The 21,379-nt window shown below is 64.8% G+C and carries 17 protein-coding genes and 2 tRNA genes; 16 read left to right on the top strand and 3 right to left on the bottom strand.

The window, feature by feature from the left end; genetic code table 11:
* Positions 1 to 79 precede the first annotated feature (79 nt).
* The 5 genes from hflK (at position 80) to ACYCAX_RS16640 (ending at position 5,211) form a co-directional block, all read left to right on the top strand.
* Positions 80 to 1,243, top strand: coding sequence for an FtsH protease activity modulator HflK (gene hflK, locus ACYCAX_RS16620; RefSeq protein ID WP_294976243.1), 1,164 nt, complete (start codon positions 80 to 82; stop codon positions 1,241 to 1,243).
* Positions 1,243 to 2,112: a protease modulator HflC gene (gene hflC / locus ACYCAX_RS16625; protein ID WP_015479142.1), complete on the top strand. Its 870-nt coding sequence runs from the start codon at positions 1,243 to 1,245 to the stop codon at positions 2,110 to 2,112. The genes hflK and hflC overlap by 1 nt, the downstream gene beginning before the upstream one ends.
* A gap of 341 nt (positions 2,113 to 2,453) precedes the next feature.
* The gene (locus ACYCAX_RS16630) at positions 2,454 to 2,639 is read left to right on the top strand and encodes a DUF2065 domain-containing protein (RefSeq protein WP_037012084.1); all 186 of its coding nucleotides are present in this window, start codon (positions 2,454 to 2,456) and stop codon (positions 2,637 to 2,639) included.
* A gap of 31 nt (positions 2,640 to 2,670) precedes the next feature.
* Positions 2,671 to 3,849 carry an ATP phosphoribosyltransferase regulatory subunit gene (locus ACYCAX_RS16635; protein ID WP_460248410.1) on the top strand — a complete coding sequence of 393 codons (1,179 nt, stop codon included), beginning with the start codon at positions 2,671 to 2,673 and terminating at the stop codon, positions 3,847 to 3,849.
* A gap of 66 nt (positions 3,850 to 3,915) precedes the next feature.
* Positions 3,916 to 5,211, top strand: coding sequence for an adenylosuccinate synthase (locus tag ACYCAX_RS16640; protein ID WP_460248411.1), 1,296 nt, complete (start codon positions 3,916 to 3,918; stop codon positions 5,209 to 5,211).
* A 245-nt stretch (positions 5,212 to 5,456) separates the two neighbouring features.
* On the opposite strand, the gene ACYCAX_RS16645 is transcribed toward ACYCAX_RS16640, so the two are convergent.
* Together ACYCAX_RS16645 and ACYCAX_RS16650 are read right to left on the bottom strand one after the other, a co-directional pair.
* Positions 5,457 to 5,543: transfer RNA gene (locus tag ACYCAX_RS16645), tRNA-Leu, on the bottom strand.
* A gap of 147 nt (positions 5,544 to 5,690) precedes the next feature.
* Positions 5,691 to 5,777: transfer RNA gene (locus ACYCAX_RS16650), tRNA-Leu, on the bottom strand.
* Between the two features lie 205 nt (positions 5,778 to 5,982).
* Between ACYCAX_RS16650 and rnr the strand changes: the two genes are divergently transcribed.
* The 8 genes from rnr to alr all read left to right on the top strand — a co-directional run bounded on the left by rnr (position 5,983) and on the right by alr (position 14,446).
* A complete protein-coding gene (rnr, locus tag ACYCAX_RS16655) occupies positions 5,983 to 8,721 on the top strand; it encodes a ribonuclease R (protein WP_460248412.1) in 2,739 nt (912 codons plus the stop codon).
* Positions 8,718 to 9,470 carry a 23S rRNA (guanosine(2251)-2'-O)-methyltransferase RlmB gene (gene rlmB, locus ACYCAX_RS16660; protein WP_294979730.1) on the top strand — a complete coding sequence of 251 codons (753 nt, stop codon included), beginning with the start codon at positions 8,718 to 8,720 and terminating at the stop codon, positions 9,468 to 9,470. Before rnr ends, rlmB begins: the two co-directional genes overlap by 4 nt.
* 259 nt (positions 9,471 to 9,729) lie before the next feature.
* A complete protein-coding gene (rpsF, locus tag ACYCAX_RS16665) occupies positions 9,730 to 10,146 on the top strand; it encodes a 30S ribosomal protein S6 (RefSeq protein WP_015479136.1) in 417 nt (138 codons plus the stop codon).
* A 29-nt stretch (positions 10,147 to 10,175) separates the two neighbouring features.
* Positions 10,176 to 10,406, top strand: a complete 231-nt coding sequence (gene rpsR, locus ACYCAX_RS16670) for a 30S ribosomal protein S18 (protein ID WP_003095634.1) — start codon at positions 10,176 to 10,178, stop codon at positions 10,404 to 10,406.
* Between the two features lie 34 nt (positions 10,407 to 10,440).
* Positions 10,441 to 11,310, top strand: coding sequence for a hypothetical protein (locus ACYCAX_RS16675; RefSeq protein WP_294980050.1), 870 nt, complete (start codon positions 10,441 to 10,443; stop codon positions 11,308 to 11,310).
* 21 nt (positions 11,311 to 11,331) lie between these two features.
* The gene (gene rplI, locus ACYCAX_RS16680) at positions 11,332 to 11,778 is read left to right on the top strand and encodes a 50S ribosomal protein L9 (RefSeq protein ID WP_015479134.1); all 447 of its coding nucleotides are present in this window, start codon (positions 11,332 to 11,334) and stop codon (positions 11,776 to 11,778) included.
* Positions 11,779 to 11,904: 126 nt separating this feature from the next.
* Positions 11,905 to 13,299, top strand: coding sequence for a replicative DNA helicase (gene dnaB, locus ACYCAX_RS16685; RefSeq protein WP_015479133.1), 1,395 nt, complete (start codon positions 11,905 to 11,907; stop codon positions 13,297 to 13,299).
* Positions 13,300 to 13,369: 70 nt separating this feature from the next.
* Positions 13,370 to 14,446, top strand: coding sequence for an alanine racemase (gene alr, locus ACYCAX_RS16690; RefSeq protein WP_294980055.1), 1,077 nt, complete (start codon positions 13,370 to 13,372; stop codon positions 14,444 to 14,446).
* On the opposite strand, the gene ACYCAX_RS16695 is transcribed toward alr, so the two are convergent.
* Positions 14,447 to 16,318, bottom strand: coding sequence for a diguanylate cyclase domain-containing protein (locus ACYCAX_RS16695; protein WP_460248413.1), 1,872 nt, complete (start codon positions 16,316 to 16,318; stop codon positions 14,447 to 14,449). It abuts the gene before it with no gap.
* A gap of 199 nt (positions 16,319 to 16,517) precedes the next feature.
* On the opposite strand from ACYCAX_RS16695, the gene ACYCAX_RS16700 reads away from it, so the two are divergent.
* The 3 genes from ACYCAX_RS16700 to ACYCAX_RS16710 all read left to right on the top strand — a co-directional run bounded on the left by ACYCAX_RS16700 (position 16,518) and on the right by ACYCAX_RS16710 (position 21,329).
* Positions 16,518 to 18,773 carry a YgiQ family radical SAM protein gene (locus ACYCAX_RS16700; RefSeq protein ID WP_460248414.1) on the top strand — a complete coding sequence of 752 codons (2,256 nt, stop codon included), beginning with the start codon at positions 16,518 to 16,520 and terminating at the stop codon, positions 18,771 to 18,773.
* A gap of 190 nt (positions 18,774 to 18,963) precedes the next feature.
* On the top strand, positions 18,964 to 20,208 hold the full coding sequence (locus tag ACYCAX_RS16705; protein WP_460248415.1) for a parallel beta-helix domain-containing protein: 1,245 nt from the start codon (positions 18,964 to 18,966) through the stop codon (positions 20,206 to 20,208).
* Entirely contained in the window at positions 20,205 to 21,329 is a 1,125-nt protein-coding gene (locus ACYCAX_RS16710) for an SO2930 family diheme c-type cytochrome (protein ID WP_015479128.1), read from the top strand. The genes ACYCAX_RS16705 and ACYCAX_RS16710 overlap by 4 nt, the downstream gene beginning before the upstream one ends.
* Positions 21,330 to 21,379: the final 50 nt, after the last annotated feature.

Raw genomic sequence — 21,379 nt, forward strand, 5'->3', positions numbered from 1 at the left:
TTTGGCAGTGGCGGGGGCATTCGGTAGCATGGGTGGGCGCGCCGTGGGCGCGTTTTCGCGTTATCAGATGGAGAGCGCTATGGCTTGGAATGAGCCGGGTGACAACTCGAACAAGAACGATCAGGACCCTTGGGGTGGACGCCGTGGTGGCGGTCGCCAGGGTCCGCCTGATCTGGATGAAGCCTTCCGCAAGCTGCAAGACAGCCTGAACGGAATTTTCGGCAAGCCCAAGCGTGGCAGCGGTACTGGTGGTGGCAGGGGCGGCAGCCTGGGGCTGTTCGGCATCGGCCTGGCGATCCTCGCCGTGCTGTGGCTGTACAACGCCGTCTACGTGGTGGATGAACAGGAGCAGGCGGTGATCCTGCGCTTCGGCAAGTACTACGAGACCGTAGGGCCCGGCCTGAACATCTACTTCCCGCCGATCGACAAGAAGTTCCAGGAGAACGTCACCCGCGAGCGTGCTTACAGCAAGCAGGGGCAGATGCTCACCGAGGACGAGAACATCGTCGAGGTTCCGCTGACCGTGCAGTACAAGGTCAGCAACCTGCAGGACTTCGTGCTCAACGTCGAGCAGCCCGAGGTGAGCCTGCAGCAGGCTACCGAGAGCGCGCTGCGCCACGTGGCGGGTTCGACGACTATGGATCAGATCCTCACCGAGGGCCGCGAGCAGATGGCCACCGAGGTGCGCGAGCGTCTTCAGCGTTTCATGGACACCTACAAGACCGGCATCGCCGTGACTCAGGTGAACATCCAGAGCGCCGCCGCGCCGCGTGAGGTGCAGGAAGCGTTCGACGACGTGATCCGTGCCCGCGAGGACGAGCAGCGCGAGAAGAACCAGGCCGAGGCCTACGCCAATGGCGTGGTGCCGGAAGCCCGTGGTCAGGCGCAGCGCGTCATCGAGGAGGCCAATGGTTACCGCGATGCAGTGGTGTCCCGCGCCCAGGGTGAGGCAGACCGCTTCACCAAGCTGGCCGCCGAATACCACAAGGCGCCGGAGGTCACTCGCCAGCGTCTGTACCTGGATACCATGCAGGATGTCCTGAGCCAGACCAGCAAGGTTCTGGTCACCGGCCAGCAGGGTCAGAACAACCTGATCTACCTGCCGCTGGACAAGATGATGGACGGCCGCGGTTCGGCAACCCCGAGCAGCACGCCGAGCACGACCAGCACTGCGCAAGACATCGGTTCGCGGGTGGCCAACGACCTGCAGCAGCGTGACATGCGTACCAGGGAGAGCCGCTGATGAGTAACAAGTCTCTGATTGCCCTGATCGCTGCTGTCGTTGCCGCGGTTGCGCTGTGGAGCACCGTCTATGTCGTCCAGCAGACCGAGCGCGCCGTGCTGCTGCGCTTCGGTCGCGTGGTCGACGCGGACGTGAAGCCGGGTCTGCACTTCAAGATTCCGTACGTCAACCAGGTACGCAAGTTCGACGGCCGCCTGCTGACCCTGGATTCGCCGACCCAGCGCTTCCTGACGCTGGAGAAGAAAGCGGTGATGGTCGACGCCTACGCCAAGTGGCGCGTCTCCGATGCCGAGCGCTTCTACACCGCGACCTCCGGCATGAAGCAGATCGCCGACGAACGTCTGTCCCGGCGCCTGGAAGCCGGTCTGCGTGACCAGTTCGGCAAGCGCACCCTGCACGAAGTGGTGTCCGGTGAGCGCGATGCGCTGATGGGTGACATCACCGCATCGCTGAACCGCATGGCGCAGAAGGAGCTGGGGATCGAAGTCATCGACGTTCGCGTCAAGGCCATCGACCTGCCCAAGGAAGTGAACCGCAGCGTGTTCGAGCGCATGAGCACCGAGCGTGAGCGGGAAGCCCGCGAGCACCGCGCCAAGGGTCGCGAACTGGCCGAAGGTATCCGTGCGGATGCCGACCGTCAGCGTCGTGTGCTGCTGGCCGAGGCCTATCGCGAGTCGGAAGAGACCCGCGGTGACGGCGATGCCAAGGCGGCGGCGATCTATGCCAAGGCCTACACCGCCGATCCGGAGTTCTACGCCTTCACCCGCAGCCTCAAGGCTTACCGCGAGAGCTTTGCCGACAAGAAGGACGTGCTGGTGCTCGATCCGAGCAACGAGTTCTTCCGCTATCTGGAAAAAGCTAAACCTTAAGGGTCCGTCGACGCTTCGTCGTGACCGCGCCGAACCCCGTGTTGCGAGTTGTCCCGATGCTGAATTGAGGTCCGGGCGCCGCGCAACACGGGGTTCGTCCCTTCGGGTTGCGCGTCAAATCACGCCATGCGTCGTTGCGGGACTAGGCAAGGGGCGGCCATTACCGTCGCCCCGCGTCTAGCCTGGCGTGATTTGCCGCGGCAACGCGATTCACGCCGAAACATCAACGGACCCTTGCAAGTCTCCGGCGGGCGGCAGCGCCCGTCGGAGAAATCGTGTTATCATGGGTCAGCCGGGAAATCCCGGCTTTTTTGCGTCCGCGAGAATGATGTACGAGAGCCATGTGGCAGGAATTCGGCAAGGCGTTCTGTCTGTTGCTGGTGCTGGAAGGCATCCTTCCATTCCTGTATCCGCGTGGTTGGCGCGACGCCGTGAGCGGGCTCGGGCGCCTTGGCGACCGCAGTCTGAGACTCATCGGGCTGGGCAGCATGCTGCTCGGCACCGTCCTTCTTTACTGCATTCATTGAAGTGCCGCCCGGCTGAAAGGGGAGAGGCGACATGGCAACGGTAGACCGCTGGCTACTGCCGGATGGGATCGAAGAAGTGCTGCCACCGGAGGCGGCGCGCGTTGAAGCAGCCCGCCGTCAGGTGCTGGACCTGTTCCAGCGCTGGGGTTACGAGTTCGTCGTCACCCCGCATATCGAATATCTGGAATCCCTGCTGACCGGTGCCGGCCAGGATCTGGACCTGCGCACCTTCAAGGTCACCGATCCGGCCTCTGGCCGCCTGATGGGCTTCCGCGCGGACATCACGCCGCAAGTGGCGCGCATGGACGCCCACAGCCTGCGTCGCGAAGGCCCGAACCGCCTGTGCTACGCCGGCAGCGTGCTGCACGCCCGTCCGCGTGCGCTGGCGACTTCGCGCAGCCCGATCCAGCTGGGTGCCGAGCTTTATGGCAATACCGGTTCGGCTGGCGACGTCGAAGTCATCAGCCTGATGCTCGACATGCTGGAAATGGCCCAGGTGCCGGACGTGCACATGGACCTCGGGCATGTCGGCATCTACCGTGGCCTGGCCCAGGCCGCCGGGTTGTCCGGCGAAGTCGAGCAACTGCTGTTCGACGCCCTGCAGCGCAAGGCGGTGGACGAGGTCGCGGCGCTGACCGAAGGCCTGCCCGCCGAGCTTGCCGGCATGCTCCGTGCGCTCGCCGAGCTGTGCGGCAGCCGCGAAGTGCTGGGCCAGGCGCGCGAAGTGCTCGCCGGCGCTCCGGCTGCGGTACAGGTCGCGCTGGCCGACATCACGGCCATCGCCGACTCGCTGGCCGCGCGCTTCCCGCAGTTGCCGTTGTACTTCGATCTCGGCGAACTGCGTGGCTATCACTATCACACGGGCGTGGTGTTCGCTGCGTTCGTGCCTGGGGTTGGCGAGTCCATTGCCCAGGGCGGCCGTTACGACGACATTGGCGCGGACTTCGGTCGCGCACGTCCGGCCACCGGTTTTTCTACCGACCTGAAGACCCTGGTCACTCTCGGCCGCGCCCAGCTCGACGAGCCGCGCACCGGAGTCTGGGCGCCGGCCGACGGGGCTGGCTTGTGGCGGGCGGTGCAGCAGTTGCGCCGTCAGGGTGTGCGCGTGGTGCAGGCGCTGCCCGGGCAGGATGCGGCTTCGGCTACCGAAGCGGGCTGCGACCAGCAATTGCTGGTTCGCGATGGCAATTGGCAGGTGGCTGCGCTCTGAGGCGTGCCACTTCGAGTTTCCGCCGGCCGCGGCCGGCACCGAACATCCACGATGGGGACAAGTGTTATGGGTAAGAATGTCGTAGTCCTGGGCACCCAGTGGGGTGATGAGGGCAAAGGCAAGATCGTCGACCTGCTGACCGACCAGGCTGCTGCCGTGGTGCGTTACCAGGGCGGCCACAACGCCGGTCACACCCTGGTAGTCGGCGGCGAGAAGACCGTTCTGCACCTGATTCCGTCGGGCATCCTGCGCGAAGGCGTGCAGTGCCTGATCGGCAACGGCGTGGTGCTGGCGCCCGATGCGCTGATGCGCGAGATCGCCAAGCTGGAAGAGAAGGGCGTACCGGTGCGCGAGCGCCTGCGCATCAGCCCGTCCTGCCCGCTGATCCTGTCCTTCCACGTGGCCCTGGACCAGGCCCGCGAGAAGGCTCGTGGCGACGCGAAGATCGGCACCACCGGCCGCGGCATCGGCCCGGCCTACGAAGACAAGGTGGCTCGTCGTGGCCTGCGCGTGGGCGACCTGTTCCACCGCGAGCGCTTCGCCGCCAAGCTGGGCGAGGTTCTGGACTACCACAACTTCGTCCTGCAGCACTACTACAAGGAGCCGGCCGTCGACTTCCAGAAGACCCTGGATGAGTGCATGGCCTACGCCGAAGAGCTGAAGCCGCTGATGGCCGACGTGACCTCGACCCTGCACGACCTGCGTCGCAGCGGCGGCAACATCATGTTCGAAGGCGCCCAGGGCTCGCTGCTGGACATCGACCACGGCACCTACCCGTTCGTCACCAGCTCCAACACCACCGCGGGCGGCACCGCCACGGGTTCGGGCTTCGGTCCGCTGTACCTGGACTACATCCTGGGCATCACCAAGGCCTACACCACCCGCGTGGGCTCCGGTCCGTTCCCGACCGAGCTGTTCGATGACATCGGCGCGCGCCTGGCCAAGGTAGGTCACGAGTTCGGCGCCACCACTGGTCGTGCCCGTCGTTGCGGCTGGTTCGACGCCGTCATCCTGCGTCGCGCCATCGAGATCAACAGCCTGTCCGGCCTGTGCCTGACCAAGCTGGACGTCCTCGACGGCCTGGAAACCGTACGCATCTGCACCGGTTACAAGAATGCCGCCGGCGAACTGCTGACCGATGCGCCGACCGACGCCGACAGCTACATCGGCCTGCAGCCGATCTACGAAGACCTGCCGGGCTGGAGCGAATCCACCGTCGGTGTCCAGTCGCTGGAAGGCCTGCCGGCCAATGCTCGCGCTTACATCAAGCGCATCGAGGAGCTGGTCGGTGCGCCCATCGACATCATCTCCACCGGCCCGGACCGCGCCGAGACCATCGTCCTGCGCCATCCGTTCGGCTGATTCGCGTTGTGGATCGCAGCGGGCCGCTTATGCGGCCCGTTGTCGTTTCTGGGGGTGCGAGCGAATCGGAGGGGCATGCTGCTGGTTGGGTTGAGGCTGATTCGCCGCGTGCCTGTCCGTACGCTGGGGTGGCGAGTGCGAGTGCGAGTGCGAGTGCGAGTGCGAGTGCGAGTGCGGAGAGGGGCTGAATTGCAGAAAGCCGAAAACGAAAAAGCCGAGCAGTGCTCGGCTTTTTCGTTTGAAGATGGTGCCCAGGAGAAGACTCGAACTTCCACGGTGTTGCCACCGCTAGGACCTGAACCTAGTGCGTCTACCAATTCCGCCACCTGGGCATGCTTTTCAGCATGGGGTGCGATGATCGCTCATCGTCTTGCGGTGATGCAACCCTTGGTTGCATCGGGCGGTCTATCGTTCGGTTATCAGGGTTCCGAACCCGCCGGGATGAAGTCTGTCATCGACTGACTTTATCCTTGAATAAGTGGTGCCCAGGAGAAGACTCGAACTTCCACGGTGTTGCCACCGCTAGGACCTGAACCTAGTGCGTCTACCAATTCCGCCACCTGGGCACTGGATGCGATGATCGCTCATCGTTTCCGTGTTACAACGTCTGTCTGACGCTGTGGGCGCGAACTATACGGAGCCAGGTTTCGCTTGTAAACCCCTGATGCGATAAAAAATTTATTCGTGCCCAAAGCTGACCGACGAGCGGATTTCGCGCTTCAATAAGCAGATGGCGAACCATCCCTATATAGATAAGGTGACCTCACTTTAATGGCCGATTGGCAAAACCTCGATCCCGAGGCCGCCCGTGAGGCGGAAAAATACGAAAACCCCATCCCCAGCCGCGAACTCATCCTGGCGCATCTCGCCGAACGCGGCGCGCCTGCCACGCGGGCCCAATTGCTCGATGAATTCGGTCTCTCCGGCGAAGAGTCGGAAGAGGCGCTGCGCCGGCGCTTGCGCGCGATGGAGCGCGACGGCCAGCTCATCTATACCCGCCGTGGCGCCTACGCGCCGGTGGACAAGCTCGACCTGATCCTCGGCCGCATCGCCGGCCACCGCGACGGCTTCGGCTTCCTGATCCCCGATGACGGCAGCGATGACCTGTTCCTCAGTCCGACGCAGATGCGCCTGGTGTTCGACGGCGACCGCGCCCTGGCGCGCGTCTCCGGCTTCGACCGCCGTGGTCGCCGCGAAGGTGCGGTGGTGGAAGTGGTCGAGCGCGCCCACGAGACCATCGTCGGCCGCTACTTCGACGAGAGCGGCATCGGCACGGTGGTGGCCGACAATCCGAAGATCCAGCAGGAAGTGCTGATCCCGCCGGGCAAGGCCGGCAAGGCCAGGCACAACCAGTTCGTCCAGGTGCGCATCGACGTCTGGCCGAGCGTGCATCGCCAGGCCCAGGGTGAGGTGCTGGAAGTGCTCGGCGACTACATGGCGCCGGGCATGGAGATCGAAGTCGCGCTGCGCAGCTACGACATTCCCCACACCTGGCCCGAGGCCGTGGAGAAGGAAGCGGCCAAGCTCAAGCCCGAAGTGGCGGAAAAGGACAAGGAGAAGCGCGTCGACCTGCGCGCCCTGCCTTTCGTGACCATCGATGGTGAGGACGCCCGCGACTTCGACGACGCGGTCTACGCCGAGAAGCGCAAGGGTGGCGGCTGGAAGCTGTTCGTCGCCATCGCCGACGTCTCTCATTATGTGAAGGTCGGCTCGGCCCTGGATGAGGAGGCGGCCAAGCGCGGCAACTCGGTGTACTTCCCCGAGCGCGTGATCCCGATGCTGCCGGAGATCCTCTCCAACGGCCTGTGCTCCCTGAATCCGCTGGTCGATCGCCTGGCCATGGTCTGCGAGATGAATCTCTCCAAGGCTGGCAAGATGACCGACTACCAGTTCTACGAGGCGGTCATCCATTCCCATGCGCGCCTGACCTACACCAAGGTCAGCCAGTACCTGGAAACCCCGGACAGCCCCGAAGGCCAGCGCCTGAAGGAGCAGTTGCCGGCGGTGGTGCCGCACCTGAACACGCTTTATGACCTGTACAAGGTGCTGGTCGGCGCGCGCCACGTGCGCGGGGCGATCGACTTCGAGACCCAGGAAACCCGCATCGTCTTCGGTGCGGATCGCAAGATCTCGGAGATCCGCCCGACCCAGCGCAACGACGCGCACAAGCTGATCGAGGAATGCATGCTGGCGGCCAACGTCGCCACCGCCAAGTTCCTCGAGAAGCACGCTATCCCGGCGCTGTACCGCGTCCACGACGGTCCGCCGCAGGAGAAGCTGAACAACCTGCGGCAGTTCCTCGGCGAACTGGGCCTGACCCTGTATCGCGGCAAGGGCGAGCCGACCCCGGCGGATTACCAGAAGCTGTTGGAGTCGATCCAGGGTCGCCCGGACCTGCAACTGATCCAGACCGTGATGCTGCGCTCCCTGAGCCAGGCGGTGTACAGCCCGGAGAACGCCGGCCACTTTGGCCTGAACTACGAGGCCTACACCCACTTCACCTCGCCGATCCGGCGCTACCCGGACCTGCTGACCCATCGCGCCATCCGCGGCCTGATCCGCTCCAAGGCGGCGTCGGAGCACGTACAGCGCGTCGGCGCCGCCAGCATGCCCAAGGCGCGCATCTATCCGTACGATGAGGCGCGCCTGGCGCAACTGGGCGAGCAGTGCTCGATGACCGAGCGCCGAGCCGACGAGGCGACCCGCGACGTCACCAACTGGCTGAAGTGCGAGTTCATGCGCGAGCGCGTGGGCGAGACCTTCCCCGGCGTGATCACCGCGGTGACCGGCTTCGGCATCTTCGTCGAATTGACGGACATCTATGTCGAGGGCCTGGTCCACGTTACCGCACTGCCGGGCGACTACTACCATTTCGATGCCGTCCACCATCGCCTCTCCGGCGAGCGTACCGGCCGTAGCTTCCGCCTTGGCGACACCGTGGAAGTGGTGGTGGCGCGCGTCGACCTGGACGAGCGCAAGATCGACTTCGAGCTCTCCGATAACGTGCTCAGCGCGCCCATCGGCCGCAAGAAGCGTGGCGAGAAGGCTGAGCCGGCCAAGGGCAAGGTTGCGAAGGGCAAGGCGCCCAAAGGTGCTGCAGCCAAAGAGAAGCCGGCCAAGGCCCGTCGTCAGGTAGCGGACGATCCGTTCTTCGCGCCCGACGTGGCCGTGGTGCCGTCGCACCAGCCGCGCAAGCGCAAGGTCGGCGTGGTCCAGGCGCTGCCTTCGGTGGCCCCGGAAATGCTGGCCAAGGCCGAGGAAATGCTTGGCAATACCGATGTGCGCAAGAGCCGCGAAGTGAAGAAAGCGCTGCTCGACGAAGCCAAGGTCGGCAGCAAGAAACCGGCCAACGGCAAAGGCAAGGGCGCGCCCGCTGCGGGCAAGTCGCGCAATCCTTCGAAACAGAAAGCCCGGTCCGCCAAGCCGACCAAGCATCGCAAGGGCTCGTCCGCGCCCAAGGCGGGTGCGGCGGGCGGCGCGCCGGCCAGCAAGCGTAAGGCGAAGAAATGAGTCAGTGGGAAAAGGTCTACGGGGTCCATGCCGTAGAGGCGTTGCTGCGCCATCATCCGAAACGGGTCAAGCAGCTGTGGTTGGCCGAGGGCCGGCATGATCCGCGCGTCCAGGCGCTGGTCGAGCTGGCCGGCCAGGTGCGCGTGCCGGTGGGCACGCGCGACCGCAAGGAGTTGGACGAGTGGGCCGAGGGCGTGCACCAGGGCGTGGTCGCCGAGGTCAGCCCGAGCCAGGTGTGGGGCGAGAACATGCTCGAGGAACTGTTGGAGCGCACGCCCGGTCCGGCGCTGCTGCTGGCCCTGGACGGCGTGACCGATCCGCACAATCTCGGTGCCTGCCTGCGCACCGCCGATGCGGCGGGCGCGCTGGCGGTCATCGTGCCGAAGGACAAGTCCGCCACCCTCAATGCCACCGTGCGCAAGGTTGCCTGCGGTGCCGCCGAAGTCATCCCGCTGGTGGCGGTGACCAACCTCGCGCGCACCCTGGAGAAACTCCAGCAGCGTGGTCTGTGGGTCGTCGGCACCGCCGGCGAGGCGACCCAGATGCTCTACGAACTCGACCTCACCGGGCCGACTGTGCTGGTGATGGGCGCCGAGGGCAAGGGCATGCGCCGCCTGACCCGCGAGCATTGCGATTACCTGGCCAAGCTGCCGATGCAGGGCAGCGTCAGCAGCCTGAACGTCTCGGTGGCCACCGGCGTCTGCCTGTTCGAGATTGTCCGGCAGCGCCAGCCCAAGGCCGGCGCCTGACGTTGCTTTTGTAGGAGCGAGCTTGCTCGCGAACCGGGCAAGCACGGAGCCGGCACCGTTCGCGAGCAAGCTCGCTCCTACGAAAAGCCCGTTGTACAAATAATCGTCAATTGCCTTGCGCCACCTTCCCCCCTTCTCTAGAATGTCGGCCCTTGTCGTCCGGGCAGGCGTTCGCACGTCCTTCCCAGTGGCAAGGTAAAAATCATTCACTCCTTGCCTGACCGCTTCGTCGGCAGGCTGCAATCCGTAAGGAGCATTTATGCGTCATTACGAAATCGTGTTCCTGGTTCACCCGGACCAGAGCGAACAAGTCGGTGGCATGGTCGAGCGTTACACCAAGGCCATCGAAGAAGACGGCGGCAAAGTCCACCGTCTGGAAGACTGGGGCCGTCGTCAGCTGGCTTACGCCATCAACAACGTGCACAAGGCCCACTACGTTCTGATGAACGTCGAGTGCACTGCCAAGGCCCTGGCAGAAATGGAAGACAACTTCCGTTACAACGACGCCGTGATCCGTAACATGGTCATCCGTCGCGACGAAGCCGTTACCGGCCAGTCCGAAATGCTGAAGGCCGAAGAGAGCCGCAACGAGCGCCGCGAGCGCCGTGAGCGTCCCGAATCGAACGAGGGCGAGTCCGCTGACGGCGAAGATAGCCGCGACAGCGCTGACGAGTAATCCCGGACCAGTATTGAGGAGCCACACACATGGCACGTTTCTTCCGTCGTCGTAAGTTCTGCCGTTTCACCGCTGAAGGCGTGAAAGAGATCGATTACAAGGATCTCAACACCCTGAAGGCCTATGTTTCCGAAACCGGCAAGATCGTTCCGAGCCGCATCACCGGCACCAAGGCCAAATACCAGCGTCAGCTGGCCACCGCTATCAAGCGCGCCCGCTACCTGGCCCTGCTTCCCTACACCGACAGCCACGGCCGTTGATCGGGCAGTCGACTGGAATTGATGGATAGATCGCATGCGCGCATTGGCTGAATTCGTCATGCGAGGCCGCATGCAGGCGACCCTGGTGGTCGTCGCAGCCGCGGTACTGCAGCCGTTGTTCTGGCTCGGTGCCGCAGCAGGCAGTCTGGTGCTGTTGCGTCGTGGTCCGCGTGATGCCTTTGGCATCCTGGCCTGGGCGCTGCTTCCGGCACTGGCCTGGTGGTACCTGGGTGACCCCAGCGTGAGTCTGGTTCTGGTGGGTAGTGCCGTGCTGGCGCAGGTTCTGCGCAGCAGGGTGTCCTGGAACCAGGTGATGCTGGCGAGCGTTGTGCTCGGTGCGGTGTTCGTGCTGCTGCTCAGCACGGTGTCGGCCGGGTTGGTCGCTGCTCTTGCCGATGCGTTCGGCAAGGCACTGCCGCAGGTTCTGGCCGAAGCCAAGCTTTCGCCGGAACAGATGGCCGCCCTGCAGGCGGAGATGGTTCCGACCATCACCGGCCTGATGGCAGCCTCGCTGCAGACGATCAGCCTGATGTGCCTGATGCTGGCGCGTTATTGGCAGGCAGTGCTGTTCAACCCGGAAGGGTTTGGCCGCGAGTTCCGCGCACTGCGCCTGTCGCCGGGCACGGCTATCGCGCTGCTGGTCGGCGTTGTGGCGCTGCCCTTCGCAGGTCCCGCGGCCACCATGCTGGCGCCGCTGTGCATGATTCCGCTGCTGTTCGCCGGGATCGCACTGGGCCACGGGCTGGTCGCGCTGAAGAAGTTTCCGGGCTTCTGGCTGGCACCGCTGTACCTGCTGGTATTCGTACTGGGCAATGTGATCTGTCTTGTCGCCGTAGTCGACAGTCTGTTTGATTTTCGCGGTCGTCTGGCGAAGCGCCAGGGTGCCGCGAACGGTGAAGGTTAAAAGTTAAGAGGTAAGACTCAAATGGAAGTCATCCTGCTGGAAAAGATCGCCAAACTGGGCAACCTGGGCGACAAGCTGAACGTAAAGGGCGGTTACGCTCGTAACTACCTGCTGCCGCAGGGCAAAGCCACCGCTGCCACCGCTGCCAACGTCGCTGCTTTCGAAGAGCGCCGCGCAGAGCTGGAAAAAGCCGCTGCCGAGAAGAAAGCCGCTGCTGAAGCCCGTGCTGCCCAACTGGCCGAACTGATCGTGACCATCGGCGCCCACGCTGGCGACGAAGGCAAGCTGTTCGGTTCGATCGGCACCCGCGACATCGCCGACGCCGTTTCGGCTGCCGGCTACCCGCTGGAAAAGAGCGAAGTTCGCCTGCCCGACGGCGCCCTGCGCGCTGTAGGCGAATACAACATCGAAGTGCAACTGCACATGGATGTTGATGCAACCCTGCACGTGGTTGTAGTCGCCGAGTAAGCGATCCGTCGCTAGGACGATTCACGCGGCTTGCCTGGGTGAATCAGTCCAATAACAATGGGCACGGTACCGATCCTCGGTCCGTGCCCTTTGTTTTTCCGCCGTTTCACACAACACGAAGAGCCCATGAACGACATCACCGTCCCCGAGCAATACGACCTGCAGACCGCTTCCCTCAAGGTGCCACCGCACTCGATCGAAGCCGAACAGGCGGTGCTGGGTGGCCTGATGCTCGACAACAATGCGTGGGAGCGGGTGTCGGACGCGGTGTCCGATGGCGACTTCTACCGTCATGACCATCGGCTGATCTACCGCGCGGTTTACAAGCTCGCCGAAAGCAACCAGCCGATCGACGTGGTGACCCTCTCCGAGATGCTCGAACGCGAGGGCCAACTGTCCCAGGTGGGCGGTCTTGCCTACCTTGCCGAGCTGGCGAAGAACACGCCCTCGGTAGCCAACATCAAGGCCTACGCGAACATCATTCGCGAGCGCGCCACGCTGCGGCAGCTGATCGGCATCAGCAGCGATATCGCCGACAGCGCCTTCAATCCGGAAGGGCGCAGCGCCAACGAAGTGCTCGACGAAGCCGAGCGCAAGATCTTCGAGATCGCCGAAGCGCGCCCGAAGACCGGCGGTCCGGTGGGGATCAGCGATATCCTGGTGAAGACCATCGACCGCATCGACCACCTGTTCAACACCACCGATGCGCTGACCGGGATTTCCACCGGCTTCACCGATCTCGATGAAAAGACCAGCGGCCTGCAGCAGGCGGACCTGGTCATCGTTGCCGGCCGTCCGTCGATGGGCAAGACCACCTTCGCCATGAACCTGGTGGAGAACGCCCTGATGCGCAGCGACAAGGCGATCCTGGTGTACTCCCTGGAAATGCCCTCCGACTCCATCGTCATGCGTATGCTTGCCTCGCTCGGCCGCATCGACCAGACCAAGGTGCGTTCGGGCAAGCTGGACGACGAGGATTGGCCGCGCCTGACCTCGGCGGTGAACCTGCTCAATGACCGCAAGCTGTTCATCGACGACACCGCCGGCATCTCGCCCTCGGAAATGCGTGCGCGTACCCGCCGCCTGGCCCGTGAGCACGGCGAGATCGGCCTGATCATGGTCGACTACCTGCAGCTGATGCAGATTCCCGGTTCCGCCGGCGACAACCGGACCAACGAGATTTCCGAGATCTCCCGCTCGCTCAAGGCGCTGGCGAAGGAGTTCAACTGTCCGGTGGTGGCGCTCTCCCAGCTCAACCGCTCGCTGGAACAGCGTCCCAACAAGCGCCCGGTGAACTCCGACCTGCGTGAATCCGGAGCAATCGAGCAGGACGCCGACGTGATCATGTTCGTCTATCGCGACGAGGTGTATCACCCGGAAACCGAGTTCAAGGGTGTCGCCGAAATCATCATCGGCAAGCAGCGTAACGGTCCCATCGGCACGGTGCGCGTGGCCTTCCTCGGCCGCTACAGCCGCTTCGAGAACCTCGCCCCCGGCATGTACAACTTCGAAGACGAGTGACGCGGCCACATATCGCGTGATCGACGGGCGCCTTAATATGGGCGCCCGTTTCGTTTCAGGACCCGCAGCCATGCGTCCGCTCGTCGCCACCGTCGATCTTTCCGCCATCCGCCACAACTATGCCGTGGCCAAGCGCTGCGCGCCGGGCCGCCAGGCGTTCGCGGTGGTCAAGGCGAATGCCTATGGGCATGGCGCGCGAGAGGTGGTCAGCAGCCTGCACGATGAGGCCGACGGCTTTGCCGTGGCCTGCCTGGAGGAGGCGGCGGAAGTACGCGCGCTGCACGCCGATGCACGCATCCTGCTGCTGGAAGGTTGCTTCGAGCCGGGCGAGTACCTGATCGCCGCGCAACTGCGCCTGGACGTGGCCGTGCAGGGGCCGGAGCAGGCCCAGGCGCTGCTCGCCACGCAACTGCCGAGCACGTTGAAGGCATGGATGAAGCTGGATTCGGGCATGCACCGCCTGGGCTTCTCGCCCGAGGCGCTGCGCGACTGGCATCCGCGCCTGCGCCAGGCCACGCAGGTGGCCGAACTGAACCTGATGAGCCACTTCGCCAATGCCGACCTGCGCGGCGATGAGCTGACCGAAGACCAGGTAGCCTGTTTCCTCAGCGTGCTCGACCTGGATTTCGACCAGCGCTCACTGGCCAACTCCGCTGCCGTGCTGACCATTCCTGCCGCCCACATGGACTGGACTCGCCCCGGCATCATGCTCTATGGCGCTACGCCCTTCGCCGATATCGGCGCGGCCGAGCTGGGCCTGCGCCCGGCGATGAGCCTGGAGGCGCAGTTGATCGCGGTGCGCGAGGTACCGGTCGGGGAGTGTGTCGGCTATGGCGCGACCTGGGTGGCGCAGCGTCCGTCGCGCATCGGCACGGTCAGTTGCGGCTACGCCGATGGTTATCCGCGCCATGCGCCGAGCGGCACGCCGGTGCTGGTGGGCGGACGGCGGGTGCCGTTGGCGGGCCGGGTATCGATGGACATGCTGGCCGTCGATCTCACTGATCTGCCCCATGCGGTCGTCGGCGAGCCGGTGGAACTGTGGGGTGCGAGTCTCCCGGTGGACGAGGTGGCAAGCCACGCCGGGACCATCGGTTACGAGCTGCTGACCAAGGTTACTGCCCGCGTGCCGCGCCGCTATCGCAGTTGATCAGGCGCGGCCTTCCGTGGTCTTGTTGCCGTCTTGCCAGAGGTCGCTGGCGTCGTTGCCGCCCTCGTTGGCGATGGCGAAGCTGGCCCGGCCGTTGCCCTTCACGTCGTACAGCGCCTGATCTGCGGCCTTGTAGAGCTTGCTGAACTGCATCGCATGGCTGGGGTAGATGGCGACGCCGATGCTGGGCGTGACGCGCAGTTCGAGGGCGTCGAACTGCACCGGGCGCGACAGCTCGTTGAGCAGGCGTCTGGCGATCTCGCGGGCATGGCCTTCGGCGTCCGGGCCGGCGATCAGCGCGGCGAACTCGTCGCCACCCAGTCGCGCTACGCAGTCGCTGGCGCGCACGCATTGGCGCAGGCGGTGGCCGACGTTCTGCAGCATGAAGTCGCCGGCGTCGTGTCCGTGGCTGTCGTTGATCGGTTTGAAGTGGTCGAGGTCGATCAGCATCAGGGCCAGGGTTTCGCCGTTCTGCTGGGCGCGTTCCAGTGCACGCTCGGCGTGTTCGACCAGGAAGCGGCGGTTGGGCAGGCCGGTCAGCGGATCGTAGTGTGCTGCGTGCTGCAACTGGGCTTCGCGCTCGCGCAGCAGTTGGTTGCTCTGGGTCAGCTCGGCGGTGCGTTCGGCCACCGCCTTGGCCAGGTCGTGCTGCGCGCTCTGCATCAGCGTCAGGCGTGCGTTCTTTTCCCGGTCGGCCTGCTCCACGGCCTGCGCGCGTTCCCGCTTGAGGCTGCGGATGCGCGAGGTGAGGGCGAAGGAGAAGAGTATCGATTCCATAGCGACAGCGATCGGGAAGGTGTAGGTGGTGATCGGCGTGGGTTGCACGACCGCCAGGGCGCGCATCACCGAGATGCTGACGCTGCCCAGTACCAGGCCGAAGCCGAGCAGGTAGAGGAAGGCGGGGAAGCAGCCCTGACGCCAGCGCGTCAGCGCCGCTCCCATCGCCGCCGGCACGCCGATGAAGGTGATCGCCACCAGCATCCAACTGGCAATGCCGCGCAGTTGCAGGGCGCCGAGGGCAATGGTGAGCAGGTACAGCGCGCAGTTCAGGTTCAGCAGGCGGTGTGCCCACGGCACGTACTTGCGGGTCTGCAGCAGGGTGATGGTGAAACGGTGCACGCACAGCCCCCACAGCGAGGGCAGGGTGATGCGGTCCAACCACCAGGGTACCGCGTGTTCCGGCCAGAGGTACTTGAAGCCGTGGCCGCTCATGCCGAGGCTGAACAGCAGCGCCGCGGCGGTGGTCAGCACGTACCAGAGATAGGCGCGGTCGCGCAGGGTCAGCAGGATGAACAGGTTGTACAGCAGCAGGGCGGCGATCAGGCCGTAGATCACGCCGAGGAAGAGGTTGGTGTCGGCGCGATGGTCCTGCAGGTCGTCCAGCGTCCAGATGCGCAGGGGGAAGGAGTTGCCGGCGGGGTCATAGGTACGCAGGTAGAGTCGCAACGGCCCGGTGCCGTCGGGCAGATGGAAAACCGGACGCCGGTAACCACGGTCGCGGCCGGCGGAGAAGGGCACCGATTCGCCTGAGAGCCGCTCGTCATAGCGGCCCTGCTCATCGGGCAGGTACAGGCGCAGGTCCTTGAGGTTGACCGCGTCCACCTCCAGCCACCAGCCGCCGGGCGGTACCTGCCGGCGCTCGAGGTCCAGGCGCAGCCACCAGGCGCTGGGGCTCTGGCCGACGCTGGTGCGACCGTTGGCCGGAATGAAATCACGACTACGCTGAACTTCGTCGAACGGCATCCCGCCGCTACGGTCCTCGAGGAGTTCCAGGCGACCATTGAGCCAGGTGCCGCTGGCGCCTGAATCCAGCTCGACTGCGGCGACCGGGCCGCTCAGCAGCGCGAGCAGTAGCACGAAAAGATGACGCACGACACGCACTCCCTGTGCCTTGTGGGTATCCCGGCACCTACTGCGGATAGTGGCTGAAGTATAGCTAGATGATGGCACTGGCAATCCGTCGCGCACCGGTTAAATCTGAGTTCATCGGTCGGATTTGTACACTTTTTGTGCTATATTCCGCGCCCGCGTTTTTTCGCGATACCTACTTCGAGATACCCCGGTGCCCGTGATGCAAGCCGCCAAACCGCTGTTCGACTATCCCAAGTTCTGGGCCGAGTGTTTCGGCCCGGCGCCGTTCCTGCCCATGAGCCGGGAAGAGATGGATCAGCTGGGCTGGGATTCCTGCGACATCATCATCGTCACCGGGGATGCCTACGTTGACCATCCGTCGTTCGGCATGGCCATCATCGGCCGCCTGCTGGAGGCCCAGGGCTTCCGCGTCGGCATCATTTCCCAGCCTGCCTGGCAGTCGAAAGACGACTTCATGAAGCTGGGCAAGCCGAACCTGTTCTTCGGCATCGCCGCCGGCAACATGGACTCGATGATCAACCGCTACACCGCCGACCGGAAGATCCGCTCCGACGACGCCTACACACCCGGCGGCGAAGCCGGCAAGCGCCCGGACCGCGCCAGCATGGTCTACAGCCAGCGCTGCCGAGAGGCGTACAAGGGCGTGCCGATCATTCTCGGCGGCATCGAGGCCTCGCTGCGCCGCATCGCGCACTACGACTACTGGCAGGACAAGGTCCGCCACTCGATCCTGATGGACGCCAAGGCCGACATCCTGCTGTTCGGCAACGCCGAGCGCGCCGTGGTGGAAGTGGCCCAGCGCCTGTCCGCCGGCGAATCCATCGACTCGATCACCGACGTGCGCGGCACCGCCTTCGTCCGTCGCGACACTCCCGAGGGCTGGTTCGAGCTGGACTCCACCCGCATCGACCGTCCGGGCAAGATCGACAAGATCATCAACCCGTACGTGAATACCCAGGACACCGCCGCCTGCGCCATCGAGCAGGAGAAGGGCGAGCAGGACGACCCGAACCAGGCCAAGGTCGTCGAGCTGCTGCCGCACCCGCGCCTGGAGCGCGAGCGCACGGTGATCCGCCTGCCGTCCTTCGAGAAGGTCAAGAGCGACCCGGTGCTCTATGCCCACGCCAACCGCGTGCTGCACCTGGAAACCAACCCCGGCAACGCCCGCGCGATGGTCCAGCGCCACGGCGAAACCGACGTGTGGTTCAACCCGCCGCCCATCCCGCTGACCACCGAGGAGATGGACTACGTCTTCGGCCTGCAGTACGCCCGCGTGCCGCACCCGACCTACGGCGGCGCGAAGATCCCGGCGTACGAGATGATCCGCTTCTCGGTGAACATCATGCGTGGCTGCTTCGGCGGCTGCACCTTCTGCTCGATCACCGAGCACGAAGGCCGCATCATCCAGAGCCGCTCGGAAGACTCGATCATCCGCGAGATCGAGGAAATCCGTGACAAGGTCCCCGGCTTCACTGGCGTCATCTCCGACCTCGGCGGGCCGACCGCGAACATGTACCGCATCGCCTGCAAGGACCCGGAGATCGAGAAGCACTGCCGCAAGCCGTCCTGCGTCTGGCCGGGCATCTGCGACAACCTCAATACCGACCATTCCTCGCTGATCCAGCTGTACCGCCGCGCCCGCGACCTGCCGGGGGTGAAGAAGATCCTCATCGCCTCGGGCCTGCGCTACGACCTGGCGGTCCAGTCCCCGGAATACGTCAAGGAGCTGGTGACGCACCACGTCGGCGGTTACTTGAAGATCGCCCCGGAACACACCGAGGAAGGCCCGCTGTCGAAGATGATGAAGCCGGGCATCGGCACCTATGACGTGTTCAAGCGGATGTTCGAGAAGTTCTCCAAGGAAGCGGGCAAGGAACAGTACCTGATCCCGTACTTCATCGCCGCGCACCCGGGCACCAGCGACGAGGACATGATGAACCTCGCCCTGTGGCTCAAGCGCAACGGCTTCCGCGCCGACCAGGTGCAGGCCTTCTACCCCTCGCCTATGGCCACCGCCACGGCCATGTACCACTCGGGCAAGAACCCGCTGCGCAAGGTCACCTACAAGAGCGATGGCGTGGAGATCGTCAAGGGCGAACGCCGTCGCCGGCTGCACAAGGCCTTCCTGCGCTACCACGATCCGAACAACTGGCCGATGCTGCGCGAAGCCCTGAAGGAAATGGGTCGCGCCGACCTGATCGGCAACGGCAAGCACCAGCTCATCCCGACGCACCAGCCGACCGCTGATGGCGGCTACCAGAGCGCGCGCCGCAAGAACTCCACCCCGGTGGGCAGCAAGAAGACCGGCAAGCCGCTGCTGACCCAGCATACCGGCCTGCCGCCGCGCGCCAGCGATGGCTCCAAGCCGTGGAACAAGGCCGCGGAAGACAAGGCCAGCGGCTACGCCAAGGGCAAGAAACGCAGCACCAAGCGCCAGCCGAACATTCCGCGCTGAGCCTTCGTCGCCCTCGCCGCAATACCCCAGGCCCCGCATATGCGGGGCCTGTCTATTTCGGGGGATGGCTGGCCGGCCGCATGGCTGAAGAGCCCGGGTGGCGCGGCTTTCATGCACATGGGGGCTATCCATAGGAGTTACTTGGTACTATAGTTCCATAATTATAAGAACAAGACCGGAGTGCCCTGCCATGCGTCTCGCTTGCTTGTCCCTGATTGCCGTCTCCGTTGCCCTGGCCGCTTGCGGCGAAGGGGAGAAAACCGCCGCTGTCAGCAGCGACTTCCAGAAGGATCTGCAGGCCCGCCTGATCAAGGCCAAGGCTGGCGATGTCATCGACATTCCCGCGGGCACCTACCACCTCGATCGCAGCCTGAGCCTGAAAGTGGACGGCGTGACCATTCGTGGCGCCGGCATGGACAAGACCATCCTGAGCTTCAAGAACCAGAAGGCCGGCGCCGAAGGGTTGTTCGTCGACGCCTCCGACTTCACCCTGGAAAACCTCGCCATCGAGGACACCAAGGGCGACGGCCTGAAGGTCATCGGCGGCAAGAACATCGTCATCCGCAACATCCGCACCGAGTGGACCAACGGCCCGTCCACCGAGAATGGCGGCTACGGTATCTACCCGGTGCAGACCGAGAACACCCTGCTCGAAGGCAACGTCGCCATCGGCGCCTCGGACTCGGGCATCTACGTCGGCCAGTCGCGCAACGTGGTGGTGCGCAACAACCGCGCCGAGCGCAACGTCGCCGGTATCGAGATCGAGAACACCATCGGCGCCGACGTCTACAACAACGTCGCCACCGACAACACCGGCGGCATCCTCGTCTTCAACATGCCCAACCTGCAGCAGCCAGGGCGTGGCACCCGGGTCTTCGACAACGACGTGGAGGGCAACAACCACGACAACTTCGGCCACAAGGGCACCCCGGTGGCCAGCGTGCCGGCGGGCTCGGGCGTGGTGGTGAACTCCAACGACGACGTGGAGATCTTCAACAACAAGATCGGCAACCACAAGACCGCCAACGTCATCATCAGCAGCTACTTCAGCACCAACTACTCGGACAAGGCGACCCAGCCGAACTTCGACCCCTATCCCGAAGGCATCTACATCCACGGCAACACCTTCGGCCCCGGCGGCGACAGCCCCGACCACCTGGAGCTGAAGGCGCTGAAGGTCGCCAAGTTCGGTCTCACCGGCCGCCTGCCGGACATCCTCTGGGACGGCTACTTCAACCAGAAGAAACTGGTCGACGGCAAGCTGCCCGAGGCGCTGTCGATCTGCATCGACAATGGCGACGCCGGTATCGTCAACGTCGACGGCCCCAACGGCTACAAGAACATCAGCACCGACATGAGCGTGCATCAGTGCAAGCTCAAGCCGTTGCCGAAGATCGAGCAGGCTGGCCTGGGCGAGAAGGGCGGCAAGGCATGATCAGACACGCTTCGTTCCTGTTGTCGCTCGCCCTGGCCGTGGGATTGGCCGGGTGCGGGCAGGAGAGCAAGCCGCGTTATCAGCCCGAGGGCGACGACTACCCGGAAAAGCTCAGCGGTTGGGGCATGCTGCACCTGGCGGACGGCCACTTGACGCCGGCGGCCGAGGTGCTGCCCTATGACCTGAACACCTCGCTGTTCACCGACTACGCGCACAAGCTGCGCACCGTATGGATGCCCGAAGGACAGTCGGCGCAATACGCCGAGGAGCGCTTCGACTACCCCGTCGGCAGCGTGCTGACCAAGACCTTCTATTACCCCAGGGACGCCCAGGGCAACCTGTTGCAGAACAGCCAGGACGACCGCGATCCCAAGGCCGGGTTGGACATGGCCAGGGTTCATCTGGTGGAAACCCGCGTGCTGGTGCGCCAGAAGGATGGCTGGGCGGCGCTGCCCTATGTCTGGGACAAGGACCAGCGCGAGGCGCACCTGGAATTGGCCGGCGACAGCCCGGTGCTGGAGCTGAGCGCCGAGGACGGCAGGAAGACCGCCTTCACCTACATGGTCCCCGACGCCAACCAGTGCTCCGAATGCCACGCCGAACAGAAGGGCGGCGGCATCGCCCCGCTGGGGCCCAAGGCGCGGCATCTGAACAAGGACTTCGCCTACGCCGAAGGCAACGAAAACCAGCTGCAGCACTGGCAGGCGCGCGGCTTCCTCAAGGGCCTGCCGGCGCTGGCGCAGGTGCCGCAGAATGCGCTGTGGGGCCATCCGCGAGCCGGAGAGGACCTGGAGAAACAGGCGCGCAGCTACCTCGACGCCAACTGCTCGCACTGCCACAACCCGAAGGGGGCCGCCCGCACCTCCGGCCTCTATCTTGACCCGCACACGCCGGTGTCCATCGCCTACGGCCTGTGCAAACCGCCGGTGGCGGCGGGTGGCGGCACCGGCGGGCGGCTGGAGGACATCCATCCCGGCCGCCCGGACAAGTCAGTACTCAGCTACCGCGTCGGCAGCGACAGGCCGGGCGACATGATGCCCGAGCTGGGGCGCACCCTGGTGCACCGCGAGGGGCTGGAACTGCTCAACCGCTGGATCAGCGGACTGCCCGGCGGCTGCTGACCAGGAATGGCCCGGAGCCCGCCAGGGCTCTGGGCTGCGCGCTGCGACGA

It is taken from the genome of Pseudomonas sp. MT3 (assembly GCF_054720805.1).